The organism is Nocardia flavorosea NBRC 108225 (assembly GCF_001613385.1).
GTDB classification, from domain to species: domain Bacteria; phylum Actinomycetota; class Actinomycetes; order Mycobacteriales; family Mycobacteriaceae; genus Nocardia; species Nocardia flavorosea.
This window is the reverse complement of sequence record NZ_BDCG01000013.1, coordinates 48,666-64,605: the sequence shown is the minus strand read 5'-3', so window position 1 is coordinate 64,605 and position 15,940 is coordinate 48,666. Positions and strand designations below refer to the sequence as shown.

The 15,940-nt window shown below is 67.1% G+C and carries 17 protein-coding genes and 1 pseudogene; 11 read left to right on the top strand and 7 right to left on the bottom strand.

Annotation, left to right across the window (positions count from 1 at the left end; translation table 11 throughout):
• Positions 1–387: 387 nt before the first annotated feature.
• Complete coding sequence (locus NFL01S_RS16055) at positions 388–1,806, bottom strand: M20/M25/M40 family metallo-hydrolase (RefSeq protein WP_062976075.1); 1,419 nt, start codon at positions 1,804–1,806, stop codon at positions 388–390.
• Positions 1,807–2,076: 270 nt separating this feature from the next.
• On the opposite strand from NFL01S_RS16055, the gene NFL01S_RS16050 reads away from it, so the two are divergent.
• Positions 2,077–2,811, top strand: a complete 735-nt coding sequence (locus tag NFL01S_RS16050) for a DUF4191 domain-containing protein (protein WP_062976611.1) — start codon at positions 2,077–2,079, stop codon at positions 2,809–2,811.
• 307 nt (positions 2,812–3,118) lie between these two features.
• Here NFL01S_RS16050 and NFL01S_RS16045 read toward each other — a convergent pair whose 3' ends face one another.
• On the bottom strand, positions 3,119–3,649 hold the full coding sequence (locus NFL01S_RS16045; protein ID WP_062976073.1) for an RDD family protein: 531 nt from the start codon (positions 3,647–3,649) through the stop codon (positions 3,119–3,121).
• A 258-nt stretch (positions 3,650–3,907) separates the two neighbouring features.
• Between NFL01S_RS16045 and glnA the strand changes: the two genes are divergently transcribed.
• The gene (gene glnA, locus NFL01S_RS16040; RefSeq protein ID WP_062976071.1) at positions 3,908–5,344 is read left to right on the top strand and encodes a type I glutamate--ammonia ligase; all 1,437 of its coding nucleotides are present in this window, start codon (positions 3,908–3,910) and stop codon (positions 5,342–5,344) included.
• A 315-nt stretch (positions 5,345–5,659) separates the two neighbouring features.
• Positions 5,660–5,800: pseudogene (locus NFL01S_RS34520) on the top strand (DUF899 family protein); the annotation flags it as partial.
• 284 nt (positions 5,801–6,084) lie between these two features.
• Here NFL01S_RS34520 and NFL01S_RS16030 read toward each other — a convergent pair.
• The 3 genes from NFL01S_RS16030 to NFL01S_RS16020 form a co-directional block, all read right to left on the bottom strand.
• On the bottom strand, positions 6,085–6,876 hold the full coding sequence (locus NFL01S_RS16030) for an amino acid ABC transporter ATP-binding protein (protein ID WP_062976067.1): 792 nt from the start codon (positions 6,874–6,876) through the stop codon (positions 6,085–6,087).
• Entirely contained in the window at positions 6,873–8,351 is a 1,479-nt protein-coding gene (locus NFL01S_RS34515; protein WP_084492729.1) for an ABC transporter substrate-binding protein/permease, read from the bottom strand. Before NFL01S_RS34515 ends, NFL01S_RS16030 begins: the two co-directional genes overlap by 4 nt.
• Before the next feature lie 221 nt (positions 8,352–8,572).
• Complete coding sequence (locus tag NFL01S_RS16020; protein WP_062976066.1) at positions 8,573–8,938, bottom strand: VOC family protein; 366 nt, start codon at positions 8,936–8,938, stop codon at positions 8,573–8,575.
• A 93-nt stretch (positions 8,939–9,031) separates the two neighbouring features.
• Here NFL01S_RS16020 and NFL01S_RS16015 point away from each other — a divergent pair, with 93 nt between their 5' ends.
• From NFL01S_RS16015 to NFL01S_RS16005, 3 genes are all read left to right on the top strand, one after another.
• A complete protein-coding gene (locus NFL01S_RS16015) occupies positions 9,032–9,976 on the top strand; it encodes a helix-turn-helix transcriptional regulator (protein WP_062976065.1) in 945 nt (314 codons plus the stop codon).
• Between the two features lie 111 nt (positions 9,977–10,087).
• Positions 10,088–10,303, top strand: a complete 216-nt coding sequence (locus NFL01S_RS16010) for a DUF4287 domain-containing protein (RefSeq protein ID WP_062976064.1) — start codon at positions 10,088–10,090, stop codon at positions 10,301–10,303.
• A 351-nt stretch (positions 10,304–10,654) separates the two neighbouring features.
• Complete coding sequence (locus tag NFL01S_RS16005; RefSeq protein ID WP_062976063.1) at positions 10,655–10,960, top strand: hypothetical protein; 306 nt, start codon at positions 10,655–10,657, stop codon at positions 10,958–10,960.
• Positions 10,961–11,013: 53 nt separating this feature from the next.
• Here NFL01S_RS16005 and NFL01S_RS16000 read toward each other — a convergent pair whose 3' ends face one another.
• Positions 11,014–11,211, bottom strand: a complete 198-nt coding sequence (locus NFL01S_RS16000; RefSeq protein ID WP_062976061.1) for a helix-hairpin-helix domain-containing protein — start codon at positions 11,209–11,211, stop codon at positions 11,014–11,016.
• A 123-nt stretch (positions 11,212–11,334) separates the two neighbouring features.
• Positions 11,335–11,880, bottom strand: a complete 546-nt coding sequence (locus NFL01S_RS15995) for a TetR/AcrR family transcriptional regulator (protein WP_062976060.1) — start codon at positions 11,878–11,880, stop codon at positions 11,335–11,337.
• 102 nt (positions 11,881–11,982) lie between these two features.
• Here NFL01S_RS15995 and NFL01S_RS15990 point away from each other — a divergent pair, with 102 nt between their 5' ends.
• From NFL01S_RS15990 to NFL01S_RS15970, 5 genes are all read left to right on the top strand, one after another.
• Positions 11,983–12,669, top strand: coding sequence for a class I SAM-dependent methyltransferase (locus tag NFL01S_RS15990; RefSeq protein ID WP_245670720.1), 687 nt, complete (start codon positions 11,983–11,985; stop codon positions 12,667–12,669).
• Between the two features lie 79 nt (positions 12,670–12,748).
• Complete coding sequence (locus NFL01S_RS15985; RefSeq protein WP_245670719.1) at positions 12,749–13,333, top strand: DUF4178 domain-containing protein; 585 nt, start codon at positions 12,749–12,751, stop codon at positions 13,331–13,333.
• A 49-nt stretch (positions 13,334–13,382) separates the two neighbouring features.
• A complete protein-coding gene (locus NFL01S_RS15980; protein ID WP_062976058.1) occupies positions 13,383–13,802 on the top strand; it encodes a DUF4247 domain-containing protein in 420 nt (139 codons plus the stop codon).
• A 41-nt stretch (positions 13,803–13,843) separates the two neighbouring features.
• On the top strand, positions 13,844–14,269 hold the full coding sequence (locus NFL01S_RS15975) for a DUF350 domain-containing protein (RefSeq protein WP_062976056.1): 426 nt from the start codon (positions 13,844–13,846) through the stop codon (positions 14,267–14,269).
• Between the two features lie 86 nt (positions 14,270–14,355).
• Positions 14,356–15,882, top strand: a complete 1,527-nt coding sequence (locus NFL01S_RS15970) for a polyamine aminopropyltransferase (RefSeq protein WP_084492801.1) — start codon at positions 14,356–14,358, stop codon at positions 15,880–15,882.
• Positions 15,883–15,940 lie beyond the last annotated feature (58 nt).

Genomic DNA, 15,940 nt, shown 5'->3' with positions numbered 1-15,940 from the left:
GATTTCCGGACGCGCGTCATCCGGGTATCCCGAGGGCGGCAGGCAGTGGCTGCCGCGAGGGGGCCGGCACAGTGGCGCATTCGCCAGGTGGTGTGAAGTCCACAGAATTCTGTGCGCGGCTGCGCCGCTGCGCTGAGTGGAATCAGTCAGGCAGCCGCGGACTCTCCGGGATCGGCTCCGGAGGGGAATCCATCGGATTTGGAGGCCGTGGACGGTAGCGCTGTCCGGCTACCGCGTACCGAGACGCCGGTGGCCGGCGGAATGGATGCGCCGGTGGCGCTTTCGCTGCCAGGGTGCCTCGAACCACAGGATTTCGACTCGAAAACACCCACACTCATGCAGGGGAGCTTATCCGATGGTCTGGTCGGCCGATCAGGATCATCGACGTCAGCGCTTCCGGTCCGGTTCGGCGAGCGCCGTGAACAGGCGCCGGTTGAACTCGATCAGCCGGGCATAATTCACCCGCGACAGCCGCTCGTCGTTTCCGTGGATCCGCTCCAGATCGGCGGCCGTGAGCCGGATCGGCGCGAAATTGCAGCGGGTCGCGGCCAGATCGTCGTAGTGGCGGGAATCGGTCGCCCCCGGCACCAATCCGGTGGTCACGGCCGCCTCCGGCGCCACTTGCCGGGTGAGTTCGGCGATCAGATCGAACTGCGGCCCCGGGGCCGGGGCGGGGGAGGGTTCGGCCGACATCCCCACCAGTTCGATCGACACCTGTCCATCGCGCACCGTCCGGCGGCAGTGCGCCAGCACCGATTCGACCGTATCGCCGGGCAGGATCCGGAAATTGATCAGCGCCTCCGCCTGCTGCGGCAGCACATTCGCCTTCACCCCGCCCCGGATCACCGTCGGAGCGGTGGTGGTGCGCACGAGCGATTCGGTCTGCGGGGTCGCGGCCAGGATCCGGGCGACCACCGGCGCCGCCGCCCCGGCGAATCCCAGCAGACGGCGTTTGGCCGCGGGCAGATGCGGTCGCAGGCGGGCGAGCATATCGGTGACCACGGGCGTTATCCGCAGCGGCATCGGATGATCCTGCACCCGGCTCACCGCCCGGGCCAGCCGCCCGATCGCCGTCTGCCGTCCCGGCATGGACGAATGCCCGCCGGTATCGGTGACCGACAGCCGGACCGTGGCGTAGCCCTTCTCACCGACCATGATCGTGGCCACCGGTATCCGGACCTCCCGGACGATCCCGTCGGTGATCACACCGCCCTCGTCCAGCAGCAGATCCGCCCGCACACCGCGTTCCCGCAACCGGCCCGCCATCTGCACCGCACCCGTATCGCCGAATACCTCTTCGTCGTGGCCGAAGGCGAGGTAGACGGTATGCCGTGGCCGCAGCCCGGCGGCAAGCGCGGCTTCGGCGGCCTCCAGGATCGCCAGCACCCGGCTCTTGTCGTCGATCGCGCCGCGACCCCAGATGAACTCCTCGTCCACCACACCCGCGAACGGCGGATGGGTCCAGCGGCCGGGTTCGTCGGCCGGCACCACATCCTGGTGCGCCAGCAGCAGGGCAGCGGTCCGGGTGTCGTCGACCCCGCGCCAGGTGTAGAGCCGGCTGTGGCCGAACTTCTCCAGTTCGAGTTCGGCATGCACTCGCGGGAAGGACTCTTCCAGGTGGGCGCCGAGCCGGCGGAACTCCGTATCGAGCGAAGCCTGCGCCGCGGCCGGGTCCGGCTTCGCACCGGATCCGGCGCCCTCCTCACGGGACACGGTGACACAGCGCAGCGCCACCGCGAGCCGTTCCGCGGTGGCGTCGTCGACCGGGTCGCCGGAAGACGGACGGGCCTCGAGGTTGGTGGACATCCCTGTATTGTCCTCGCCCGGTTGCCCGGCGTCCCGGCACTGCCGGGAGGTGCCGGAATCGGCTCGCTGAGCGGGGACCCGGCGACGCCCGCGCAGGGTCGCGGGGCAGTGTCGCGAGTCATCCGGTGTGGTCCGTGACGTGCTGCCGGTCGTGCGGGGCCCGAACGCCGCCGCCGATCCGGTGGCGAGGTGGGCGGATGCCGCGACCGGCCCGAATGCCTTGCCCGTCCCGTGACCGGCGGTCCGGGTGCGGGCATTATTGTGGGGGTCATGGCAGCAGGCAAGCCCGACAAAGAGGCGAAGGCCGCGGCGAAAGCGGCGCGCAAACAGCAGTCGAAGGAACGTCGTCAGCAGATCTGGCAGGCGTTCCAGATGCAGCGCAAAGAGGACAAGCTGCTGCTGCCGCTGATGATCGGCGCCGTGGTGATCACCACCCTGGTGCTGTTCGGGATCGGTTTCCTTTTCGACGTCCAGTGGTTCCTGCTGCCCCTGGGCCTGCTGCTGGGTGTGCTGTTCGCCTTCATCATCTTCGGCCGGCGCGTCCAGAAAACCGTCTACGGCAAAGCCGAGGGCCAGGCCGGGGCCGCGGCCTGGGTGCTGGACAACCTGCAGGGCAAATGGCGGGTCAGCAACGGTGTCGCCGCCACCACCCAGCTCGATGCCGTGCACCGGGTGATCGGGCTGCCCGGCGTGATCTTCGTGGCCGAGGGCTCCCCCCAGCGGCTGCGGACGCTGCTCGCACAAGAGAAGAAGCGCACCGCCCGGCTCGTCGGCGACACCCCGATCTACGACGTGATGGTCGGCAACGAAGAAGGCCAGGTTCCGCTCAAGGAACTACAGCGCTACCTCACCAAGCTGCCCCGCAATATCGACACCAAGCGGATGGATCAGATCGAAGGCCGGCTCAGCGCCCTGAGCGCCCGCGGCGGTCCGGCGATGCCGAAGGGGCCGATGCCGACCAACGCCAAGATGCGCGGTATGCAGCGCACCATCCGCCGCCGCTGAGCTGTGTCTATGGCGCCGCCTCCGGCGGCGCGGGTTCGGGGCCCTGATGGGTCTCGAATCTTCCGCTCCTCCGCCGCTTCGCCCCCGCTCCGTCAGTCCAGACCCGAGACGGGCCCCGAACCACACGCGGACCATTCGGGCTGGGACCGGGTGCCTGTCAGGGCTGGGGCGAAGGGTCTACCCGGAGCTGGGACGCGGAGTGCCTGCTGGGAGCTGGGTAACACCACCACGAGCAATCAGCGGCCCGGGCTGGGAGTGAAGGCGAGACCCATAGGGCCCCGAAACCCCGCGCCGTCGTAGACAGGGTTCAGCGCGTACGCACTACCGCGGTGCCGGTGGCCCGGTCGTGCATTCCGCGCCCGTCGCCATCGGTGAACAGTGCCGGCACCACGAAGGTCAGCAGAATCTGCCGGGCCAGCGCACGTACGAAACCGACCCGCACGGGTGCGTCGATCCGGATCACCCGCAACCGCAGGAAGTACTGCCCGGGTGTGAACCCGAAGAGCGCCACCGCGACCAGTCCGATCACCATCCACACCATCCAGGTCGGGGTGCTCAGCGCCCCCGATACGGCTTCGAAAGCTGTGGGTTCGGCGACGCCCGGCGGTAGCTCGGTCTCGGCGATGATCCGGTCCGGGTTCGGTCGCACGATCAGCGCGGCGATACCCATGGCGATCACCCAGTCGACGGCCATCGCCGTGATCCGCCGGGCCATCCCGACCAGCGATCCCGGGCCGGTACGCGGAAGCCCGATATGTTCGCCCGCGTATTCGCTCGGTTCCGGATCGCCCGGTGTCTCGGTGGGTCCGGTGAGCCAGGATCCGGTAACACGTGCCATGAACCCCAGGATAGGCCTCGCCGTTTCCGGCATATCGGGCGGTTGCTGTGCACAATGTCCTGCATACCGGTCCAGCGAGACTGTGCGGACAGTATGGAGCGCGGTAATGTCCGTGGCGTGGCCGAAGACACGTGCCGTGCGGCACGTGTAACACTGGCGAAACAAACCCTTGACGGCCGGGAAACACCCTGTCCATACCGTCGGATCGCGACGCCCCGCACTCGATACTGGCTGGGATCTATCCGTAAGGAGAGCTAAGTGACGTTCAGCACGGCCGACGAGGTCATCAAGTACATGGCGGATCAGGATGTCGAATACGTCGATATCCGATTCAGCGATCTGCCCGGTGTACAGCAGCACTTCTCCATCCCGGCGAAGGCGTTCACCGCCGACCTCGCCGAGGAGGGCCTCGCGTTCGACGGCTCCTCGGTGCGTGGATTCCAGTCCATCGACGAGTCCGACATGCTGCTGCTGCCCGACTACAGCACCGCGCAGATCGACCCGTTCCGGGCGGCGAAGACGCTCAATATGAACTTCTTCGTGCACGACCCGTTCACCCGCGAGGCCTACTCCCGCGACCCGCGCAATATCGCGCGCAAGGCCGAGGAGTACCTGCGGTCCACCGGTATCGCCGATACCGCGTTCTTCGGCGCCGAGGCCGAGTTCTACATCTTCGACTCGGTGCGCTACGACTCGCAGATGAACGGCGCCTTCTACGAGGTCGAGTCCATCTCCGGTTCCTGGAACACCGGCGCGAAGGTCAACCCGGACGGCAGCCCGAACCGCGGCTACAAGGTCCGTAACAAGGGCGGCTACTTCCCGGTGGCCCCCTACGACCACTATGTCGACCTGCGCGACAAGATCTCCACCAACCTGCAGAACGCCGGGTTCGAGCTGGAGCGCGGCCACCACGAGGTCGGCACCGCCGGTCAGGCCGAGATCAACTACAAGTTCAACACCATGCTGGCCGCGGCCGACGATCTGCAGCTGTTCAAGTACATCGTCAAGAACACCGCGTGGGCCGAGGGCAAAACCGTCACCTTCATGCCGAAGCCGCTCTTCGGTGACAACGGCTCGGGTATGCACGCCCACCAGTCGCTGTGGAAGGACGGCAAGCCGCTGTTCCACGACGAGGCCGGTTACGCCGGACTGTCGGATCTGGCCCGCCACTACATCGGCGGCATCCTGCACCACGCCCCGTCGCTGCTGGCGTTCACCAACCCCACCGTGAACTCCTACCACCGCCTGGTCCCCGGCTACGAGGCCCCGATCAACCTGGTGTACTCGCAGCGCAACCGCTCCGCCGCGGTCCGCATCCCGGTCACCGGTAACAACCCGAAGGCCAAGCGCATCGAGTTCCGCGCGCCGGACTCCTCGGGTAACCCCTACCTGGCCTTCGCCGCCATGCTGATGGCGGGCCTGGACGGCATCAAGAAGAAGATCGAGCCGCTGGCCCCGGTCGACAAGGACCTCTACGAGCTCCCGCCGGAGGAGGCCAAGAACATCCCGCAGGCCCCCACCAGCCTGTCATCGGTGATCGACCGCCTCGAGGCCGACCACGAGTACCTCACCGAAGGCAACGTCTTCACCGAGGACCTGATCGAAACCTGGATCACCATCAAGCGTGAGCAGGAAATCGCCCCCGTGAACCTGCGCCCGCACCCGTACGAGTTCGAGCTGTACTTCGACGTGTGATCCCGACCTGCGGTTGCGCCCCTGCGGCCGGCGTCCGGTACGCAAGTGGGTAAGCAGTAGAAGGTTTCGAGTCCACCCGCTCGGTGATCGCGAGATCACTCGGCGGGTGGACTCGTCTGTATCCGCCCACAGAAGCACATAGGTGTCGCGAGCACGGTTGGCCGAGGCCATCGGTATGCGCTGCGAGGGATCGCCCGGCCCGCCGATATCGATGTCTCCTTCCGCGCCCGCGAGAGCGATGATTTCTGTGCGCGGCTCCGGTCATCACTTCCAGAGCAGATATATCCGGACTTCGGGAGAAAACAGACCGAGCACATTGTCGGCGCTTTGCCGCCGATCGTCGACCGGCAGACATGGCAGACCGCGCTCGACGACCTGCGGAAGCGGGAGAAGGCCGCCACTCGTGAACTGGATGCGATCGCGGCGCAGCGCCGCAGGCTGCCGATGGTCGAGGTCGAGCCGGCCCAACAGGATGGACTGGTATTCGTCGTCGGAGAGTTCGTTCGGCGCCGATGCCCGCAAGCGCCCCCGGCATATCGGTATCAGCGGGGAGTCGGCGGCATTTGGTGCCGATGGTGAGTTCTTTCCTCGACGATGCGCCACCGGCGACACCTGAACTCTTCTAGTGGATTACGCGTGGACGGTCTCCTTACAAGGGAACGGGAGCGAGCAGACCCATGCCCGGGGCCGGCTTATAGAACCGTGTAGCTGCGCCGAGCGATCGCCGTGGTGCGGCCGGTCTAACCTGGGTCGAGGACGCGTTTCAGGAAGCGGCGTGTCCGCTCTTCGCGGGGGTCGCCGATCACCTGGCCGGCGGGGCCGTGCTCGACGATGGCGCCCTCGTCGAGGAACAGGACCTGATCCGCTACCTGCTGCGCGAATCGGATCTCGTGGGTCACGATCACCATCGTCCAGTCCTGTGCGGCGAGGTCTTTGATGACCGCGAGTACCTCGCCGACCAGTTCGGGGTCCAGCGACGAGGTCGGTTCGTCGAACAGCACCACTCGGGGTTTCAGGGCCAGGGCGCGGGCGATTCCGACGCGTTGCTGCTGGCCTCCCGAAAGCTTGAAGGGGTAGGCGTCCGCGCGGTCACCGAGCCCCACCTGCTTCAGGAGAGCCTCGGCTGCGGCGACGGCCTCGTCCCGGGGCCGCTGCTGGGCGACGACGGGGCCTTCGATGATGTTCTCCAGCACCGTGCGGTGCGGGAAGAGGTTGTGGGACTGGAAGACCATTCCGCTCTGGGCGCGGAGGCGGCTCGCTTCCCGGCGCCCCGCCCGGCCGCGGGGAAGCCGGGCGAAGTCGATCTCGACATCGTCGATGCCGACCACCCCGCGTTCCGGGATATCCAGTGCATTGAGGGACCTCAGCACTGTGGTCTTGCCCGACCCCGAGGGGCCCAGCAGGACGGTCGAGGTGCCGCGCCGGGATTCGAAGTCGAGGCCGCGCAGCACCTGCCGCTCGCCGAAGGACTTCTCGAGGCCGCTGACCCGGATCCGGGCGGGCTCGGTGTTGTGCTCAGTGCTGTCGGTCATGTGGCAACAAACCTGTCGAGTCGGGTCTCCAGTCGTTTCTGGGCGGCGGAGAGGGCCGCACAGATCAACCAGTAGTACAGCGCGGCGAACGTGTACAGGGCGAGGAAGTCGTTGCTCTCGGCCGCCGCGAGCTGGGCCTCGCGGAACAACTCGGTCAGTAGCACCACCGAACCCAGCGATGTGTCCTTCAGCAGTGAGAGCAGCGTGTTGGACAGCGGTGGCACTGCTGTCCTGGTCGCCTGCGGGAGAATGATGCGGCGCAGGGTCTGCGCATACCCGAGACCGACCGTCGCCGCGGCCTCGAACTGTCCCTTCGGCACCGCCAGAATCGCCGATCTGATCACTTCGGCCGCATAGCCGGCCACGTTGAGACTGAACGCGATCACCGCCGCGAGGAACGGGTCGAACTTCAGCCCGATCTGTGGCAGCCCGTAGAAGACGATGAACAACTGCACCAGCAGTGGTGTGCCGCGGATGATGGAGATGAATGCGCGGGCCGGCGCGGCAAGGAGCCGATAGGACGATATCCGTGCCAGCGCGACCAGTAGCGCCAGCGCGAGGCCGATGGCGAAGCTCAGCGCGGTCAGCGGGATCGTCACCTTCACCAAGCCGGCGAACATCGGCCACGCCGCCCCGCGCAGCACCTCCCACGTGCTGCGGGAGCCGCGACCTTCCGACAGGTCGGCGGTGCCGCCGTCCGGTACCGAGACATCGGCACGGAAATACTTCTGTGAGATGGCGGCGAGTGTTCCGTCGGCCGCCAGTGCGGCGAGTGCCCGGTTCGCCTGGTCGAGCAGCGCCGCGTCGTCCTTACGAAAGGCGAGGACCTGTTCGCTGGTCTCCGCGCCGGCATCGCCGGCGATCTCGATATCGGTGGACCCGGTACTGGCCAGGTAATCGAGCACGGCGATGTTGTCGTTGACGATCGCGTCGACACGGCCCTGGGTGAGCAACGCCGCCGCCTGCGCGAAGCCTTCGACCGCTTCGACGTTTGCGCCGGCGTCGCGGGCGACCCGCGCCCAGTTGCTGGTACTCGACTGCGCGGTGGTGCGCCCGGCCAGATCGTCCAGCGTCCGGATCTGCTCGTCGCCCGTGCGCCGGACGATCACGCCGCGCGAGTATGTGTAGGTATCGGACAGCCCGTATTTCGCCCGGCGCTCGTCGTTGGTCGACACCTGGTTGGCGATGATATCGATCCGCCCGGAATCCAGGGCGGGAAAGATCGCGTCCCATTGTGTTTCGACGAATTCGAGTTCCCAGCCGGCCCGGGCGGCGATTGCCCGGACCACCTCGATGTCGTAGCCGGTGAGCTGCCGGTCGCCCGGATCGTGGAACGAGAACGGTGGATAGGTGCCCTCGGTACCGACTTTCACCACCGGTCGGCCGGGGTCCTGCGCCGTTGCCACGCCTGCCTGCGTAACTCCGGCGAGTACCAGGAGCAGAGACAGCACCACGCCTCTGAGCACATGTCGCATCGGCGACCCCCTCGCGTCGGCCGGAACCGGAATCCGGCACTGGAGAACGAGAGTAGTGCGAAACGGAAAGCAGAGCGGAATCACCGCGTCTCGTGCAATGTCGCGGGCCGGTCGGCACCGCCGTCGATGTTCTCGCACCCGATGCCGTTGCGGGAACACAGTGGACCCACGGGCGTAACCCGTGCCGAGTGCGGGGCTCGGCGGCCCCGCACTCGAGGGTCTCAGTCCACCGGGGCGACGCGGATCAGGTTGCCGTCGGGGTCGGCGACCACGAAAGTGCGGCCGAAGACCTCGTCATAGGGTTCGGCGACGATATCGACGCCCTTGCCGACCCACTTCCGGAAGTGCTTGTCGATCTCCTCGGGCCCGCCGGGCAGGGCCAGGCAGAGTTCGCTCGTGCGTGATCCGGTGAAGGAGAAGCCCTCCTCGACGCCGCTCCACACGGCGAGCTGGATGCCGCCGCCGAGGTCGAAGGCGATGAAGCGCGGGGTTTCGAATACGGGCTTCATCTCGAACAGGTCGCCGTAGAAGCGGGCGGCGGCGGCCGCGTCGCGGACGTACACGATGAACATGTTCGGTGGGGTCATGGGGATGTTCTCCTCTTGCCGTCGTTGTGGACAAGACGAGATTCGCTTCCATACCTGACAGATTCCGGCAGGTTTTCGGAAGAATGTTCCGGTATGACGCCCGATCGTTTCTTCTCCCTGCTGATACTCCTGCAGTCCCGGGAAACCGTCATAGCGACAGATCTGGCGGCGGAGCTGGGCATATCGGTGCGGACGGTGTTCCGGGACGTGCAATGGCTGCAGGACGCCGGGTTCCCGATTCTGGTCCGGCAGGGGAGAGGCGGTGGAGTCACACTGCTGCCCGGCGGTGCCCTGGACCTGGCCCGGCTCACCCCGGCCGAGCGCGACCATCTCGCGTTGTCCGGTCTCGACGATGCGCAGCGCGACCAGCTCGGTGGCGGGGTGGACAGCCGGCGGGCCAGGAGCAAGGTGGCGCCGGGACGGACACGGCCGGAGAATCTGCTGCCGGTGCATGCGGTGGTCACCACGGACAACCGGCCCTGGTTCGGGCCGCCCGGTGCGGGGATCGGGCCCGCGGAACTACTCGGCGACCTGCGGCGCGGTGTCCGGTTGCGGGTGAACTACCGCCGGTCGGACGAGGCCGGACCGGCCTGGCAGATCGTCGACCCCTACGGTTTGCTGGCCAAGGGCGGCCGGTGGTATCTGGTGGCCGACCATGCGGCCATGCCGCGCCTGTATTCGCTGGAACGGGTCGCCGGTTGGCGCCCCTTGCGCACGCCCCGGCGGCTGCGGCCCGGAGCGACCTTGCAGGCAGTCGCCGCGGAACTGTCGGTGGGCTGGGAAACCGCGGGAGCCGTCCGGATCGAGGGTGAGCTGATCGCCGGTCAGCTGGAACGCGCGAAACGCATCCTCGGAACCCGCTTGACGGTCCTGTCGCCGGAGGCGGACGGCCGGGTGTCCATCGGTGTGGCGTGCCGGGTGGTCGAGGATGTACGGCAACTTCTGCAGTTCGCCGACGACTTCCTCGTCACCGGGCCACCGGAGGCGCGCGAACGGATCCGGGAGCTGGCAGGCGCGATGCTGCGCCTGTACCAGTGAATGCCGGTGCCACAGCGATATGTGTTCGGGGTCACAACTCGCTCCTCGACGAGTTTTCGATCGAGGTGCCGTCCTATGCGAGGAACGTCGTGCGGAACAAGGAGACCGAATATGGCGGCACAGCCGAAAGGCCCAGCGTCCTACTTCCCGTCCATCGAGGCGAAGTACGGCCGCAGTATCGAGGAGTGGAAGAACACCCTGCGCGATTCCGGGGTGTCGTCGCACAAGGAGCTCGTCGAATTCCTGAAGACGGAGCACGGTTTCGGTCACGGGCATGCCAACGCGCTCGTCCAGCATCATCTGCATCCCGAGAAGTGGAGTGTCTGACGGTGGTGGACAGCCAACCGGATAGGCCGGCCGAGGGGACGAGGGGTGGTGCGGATGGTTCCGCATCTGCCTTCGGCGGCCTGTCCGGTGGTCTGTAGTTCGGCGCGGTGCCCGACGGCCGTCACCGGCAATCCGGGAAGTACCGCAACTGCCCCGAGGGAATACGCTGCCGCAACACGGCGGCCGCCCGGGCCCGAACCGATGGCATTCCCATCCGCCGTCGCCCGCGCCGTGGGCACTGAATGCTGCGGCAGCGAAATCCCGTGGTGTGGGCGGGCCGGGCCGTAGGCTTCGCCGCACCGGCACGATGGTGGCGGCAGATACCGGCCAACAGCGATTGGGGCGCACGGCATGGCGATTCGGGAGCGACTGGGATTCACGGCGGCCGAACCCGCACCGGTCTACGGTGAACCGTTCGAGACCGCCGACGGCGCGATCGTCATCACCGTCGCCCGCCGCGGCGTGGTCAGCCCGGTGATGCGGCCCGCCGGGGTTTTCGTCGTCCGCGACGGCGCCGCGACATGGGTTCCCGCCGTGGATATCAACCGGATCGCGCTCATGGGCGAGCTGATCGGCCTGCTCGCGGCCGTGATCACCAGCCTCGCGATCCTGCGCCGGCCACCCTGGCCCGACCTCGGCCGCCACTCCGGCGACTGACCGGCTCTGGCTGTCCAGGCCGACCGCGGCCGTCGCGGGCGGGGTGACGGATATCAGGCGGGTTCGCCGCGCCGCGCCGCATCCAGCAACCGCACCGCCCGCGGACCCACGCCGTGCAGTGCGAGCAACTCGTCCAGGTGCTCCGGTAGATCGGCAAGCGTCCGATACCCTGCATCGATCAGTGCGCCGGTCGCGGGGCGGCCGATCTTCACCCCGCCGAACACCGGGCCACGGTCCTGGACAGTGCTCATCACCGAAACAATACGGTCGCCGAACCGATCGGGCGACAATATGCGGCACGGGTCGCGGAGCGCGCACGAACAGCCGAGCCGGAGGTCGGTATGCGGGGGTCCGTGCGTTCGCTTCGGCCGTGGTCAACCGCCTTCGATCTGCGAGGACCCGGCGCGACAGATCGCCTCGAACCGGCGCCAGGCGAGTTCCGGCGCGACCGGGTTCGTGCGGTCGGTGACCGCGGTGAGCAGGCCGACGAGCGCCCAGGACAGTGTGGTGACAGTGAGGTCGTCGGCGCCGGGGCCGGACTGCTCGTCGAGGTGCTCGCGCAGGATGGCGGCCACACTGCTGCGGTACCCGCGCAGGGCCGTCACCGAAGCCTTCGGCCCGATCAACGGCTCGTAGACCTGCGGAAAACGCGCGGCCAGGCCGATCATCACCCGCACCGGTGCCCAGCGGCCGCGATCGGACGAGCGGGCGATCTCCTGGCGCAGGTGTTCACCGCAGCTCACCACGAGCAAATCGTCTTTGTCCCGGTAATGGGCGTAGAACGTGGAGCGCCCGATATCCGCCCGCGCAATCACATCGCTCACGCCGATGCGGTCGTAGGCGCGCTCCATCATCAGCTCGATGAGGGCACGATGCAGGGTCTCCCGGGTGCGCCGGACCCTGCGGTCAGGGGTGCTCATAGGTCTTCCTCGGTGGACAGTTCCGCCCTACCTGTCCGGAAACGGACGGATCGGGCATATCTGATTCTGGTCGACAGCGGACGCGGTGGCGACGATCGACCCATGACATCAGATCAGCACACCCGCAGCCCGATGTTCGTTGATGCGCCCGATACGGGCCTGATCATCGAGGGGATGCGGCGATACAACCTGTTCACCACCGTATGGTTCCTCGGCCGGCATCGCCGGTTGCTCGCCGAACTGGTCCGGGCGAGCGGCACCCGGCCCGGGGACGATGTCGTCGATATCGGGTGTGGCCCCGGAAAACTCATGCGCGCACTGGGCGAGAAGGCCGGGTCGCAGGGCAGTGTGACCGGGATCGACCCGTCGGCCGCCGCGATCGACTACAACCGCCGCCGCGACGTGCACCCGAACCACCGGTATATCCAGGCGCCGGCGCAGGCACTGCCGCTGCCCGATGCTTCCGTCGATGTGGTGACGTGCACCTTCGTCATGCACCACATCCCCGAAGAGCACCGCGAAGCGGCCATCGCCGAGATGTGGCGAGTGCTGCGCCCGGGCGGCCGGTTGCTGCTCGCCGACGCCCACCCGACGGCGTGGATGCGGTTCCTGTTCAGCCGCTCGGCCCGCCACCACGACTCCGATCCGTTCGAGGAGGTCGATATCCGGCGCTACACCCCGTCGCTGCGCGCGGCCGGATTCACCGACCTCCGATATATCGCCGGCCGCCATATGACAGGGGTATCGACGGCGACGAAACCGGGCGCCCAGGGCAGTCCACCGCGGTGAGCGGCGAGGCGGGGGTGGGAATGCTAGTCTCCGCTGAGATCGCCGGAGGGAGGCAGCCATCACCGCATTGTGGATCGTCGTGCTGGTCGTTGTGCTCGTATTGGCGGGCATAGTCGTCTACCTGCTTATGCAGCGCCGGAGTAAGCCGGCCGCGCCGTCCGGACCGGTCGACCCGTTCGCCGACAAGGATTCTGATGCTCTGCGCGGTGACCCGCGAGCGCTGAAGGCCGGCGATATCGCCGATATCTTCGGTGAGACCTACACCGTGCGAGGCTCATTGCGGCTGACGGAGGGCGGCTACCAGTGGAGTGAGCATCTGCTGGACAACGCCAAGGGGATCCGCAAATGGCTGTCGGTCGAGGAGGACCCCGAGCTCGAGCTGGTGCTGTGGACGGAGACGCCGGGTATCCCGGCGCCCGGCGGTGACGAGCTCGAGCACGACGGAAAACGGTTCCGGCTGGAGGAGTCGGGTACCGCCCGCTACGTCGGAGAGGCGACTACCGGGCTGACCCCCTCCGGGACGGTCGCCTACTACGACTATCTCGCCGAGGACGGAACTCGCCTGTCGTTCGAGGATTTCGGGGATTCGGGGAAGAAGGAAGCGGCAATCGGACAGGTTCTGTACCGCAGTGCGATTATGATTTATCCGCAGTCGCCGTCTTGAGTAGGTGCATTACCGGACGGGCTGGGTACCAGACGGGGGAAGGTTTTCTGTGAGTCGTAAATCCTGGGTGATTGCTGCCGTCTGCGCGATCCTCGCCTGCGTGCTGTCCGGATGTGGGTCCGACGACGGTGACGGCGCGCGCTCCTACATCACTTCCCATTACACCCGTGCCGCCAACCTCGACGAGAAGAACAACGGCCGCGCCTATACCGCGAACAAACAACCGGGTGCGGTCGCCGACGAGATCACCAAGGCGGCGCGGCCGCTGGACCGGCGTACGAGTGGACCGGCGACATTCCTGCAGTATCGCGACGACATCATCGCGATCTCCCCGTACGGTTCCGGATCGAAAATCCTGGTCGACGACTACCGCAACGGTTACCGGCGCCACCACGCCTTTGTCAGTGTCTTCGGCTGGCCCAGCAATAACAGCGGTTTCCGCGGCGGCGGTTCCGGCGACGGAAAATAGGCTCCGCCGCGCGTCCTATCGACCCCTTCCAGGAGGAAACAATGCTCCAAGACCTGCCCGCGGCCGCTGGTGCCGCGGCCGCCTACTCCGGCCTCGGCATCGTGCTGATGGTGCTCGGATTCGTCCTGGTGGATGTGCTCACACCCGGTAACCTGCGGCACCAGATCTGGATCGAACGCAATCGCAACGCCGCCCTGCTGGTCGCGGCGAATATGCTCGGTGTCGGCATCATCGTCGCCACCGCGATCTGGACTTCGGCCGGGGCGATCGGGCAGGCGCTGATCTCGAGCGCGGTCTACGGGATCGTCGGCCTGGTCGCGATGGGGCTGGCGTTCCTTCTGCTGGACTTCGCGACGCCGGGTGAATTCCGGGGTGTGGTGAATGAACACGAACTGCATCCCGGGGTGTGGGTCAGCGCCGCGGTGCATATCGCGGTCGCGGCCGTGGTCGCCTCCGCGCTCACGTAAAGGTGTCGGCGAGCACTCTGACAGCCGAACAGCCGCCGCTGGAGCCCGGCGGCGTGGCGGCCGACTCCGGGCTACAACAGCCGGGAGTGCCTGGGCGGTTCCCCAGAATCGCCCTGCTCATCACCGTTTTCATCTGCGCGGCCTGTGGTCTGGTGTACGAACTGTCCCTGGTGACGCTGGGCAGTTATCTGATCGGTGACACCGCCACCCAGGCTTCGATCACGCTCAGCGTGATGGTGTGTGCGATGGGGATCGGCGCGCTGGTCGCGAAACCGCTGCGGCATCTGGCGGCGCCGGCGTTCCTGGCGGTCGAGATCGCGCTGGCGCTCGTCGGCGGATTGTCGGTGCTGGGCCTCTACGCCGCCTATGCCTGGCTCAACCTCTACACCGCGGCGCTGGTGGTGGCCTCCTGCGTGATCGGTGCCCTGGTGGGTGCCGAGATCCCGTTACTGATGGAATTGCTCCAGCGCATCCGTAAACAGGAGGCGGGCAGCGCGGTCGCCGACCTGTTCGCGGCCGACTATGTGGGCGCGCTACTCGGTGGTCTGGCATTCCCGTTCCTGTTGCTGCCGGTGTTCGGGCAGATCCGCGGCAGCCTCATCGTGGGTGTGGTGAACGCGCTGGCCGGGTTGGCGCTGGTGTTCATCTGGTTCCGCGCGGATCTATCGCATCTGGTCAAAGCGACCTTCGGTATGGTCACCCTGCTAGTCGCGGGTGTCCTGATCGGTAGCTATATCTACGCCGACCGGTTCGAAGCCACCGCCCAGCAGGCATTGTTCGCGGCACCGATCGTCTGGCAGCACCAGACCGAATACCAGAAGATCGTGCTCACCGAATCGGCTTCACCGTTCGGCACCCGCGACACCCGGTTGTTCCTCAACGGCGACCTACAGTTCTCCTCCGTCGACGAGTACCGCTACCACGAGGCGATGGTGCATCCCGCGCTCGCCGGAAACCGGGAGAACGTCCTGGTCATCGGCGGTGGTGACGGGCTGGCTCTGCGCGAAATCCTGAAATACCCGGACGTCCGCACCGTGACGCTGGTCGAACTGGACCCGGTCATGATCGAGCTCGCCCGCACCGACCCCCGGCTCACCGAACTCAACCGGAACTCCTTCGCCGACCCCCGCGTCCGGACGGTCACCGCGGACGCGTTCACCTGGTTGCGAACCGCTCATCAGGAATACGACGCGGTGATCGTCGATCTGCCCGACCCGGATCAGACCTCCATTGCCAAGCTCTACTCCGCCGAGTTCTACGCTATGGCTGCCCGGGTACTGGCTCCGGAAGCCACCATGGTGGTGCAGGCGGGTTCGCCATTCTTCGCTCCGCACTCCTACTGGTGTATCGCGGCGACTGTTCGTACGTCAGGGCTGACGGTGCTGCCTTACCACGTGGATGTGCCGAGCTTCGGCGATTGGGGTTTCCTGCTCGCCACCCGCGACCCGGACCCCGAACTGCGCCTGGACCCACCGGCTCCGCTGCGGTCGATCGACCAGACGAGTCTGCAGGCGGCCAAGGTCTTCGCGCCCGACCGCCGCGATACCGGCGAGCAACCCTCCACCTTGATGCACCCGGTAATCCTGGACCTGGCGCGCAAGGAATGGGTGTAGGACCCGGCCGCCGACGGTGTCAAGCCGGCCCTCGATGCGCCGGCCCGGGTGAGGCTCG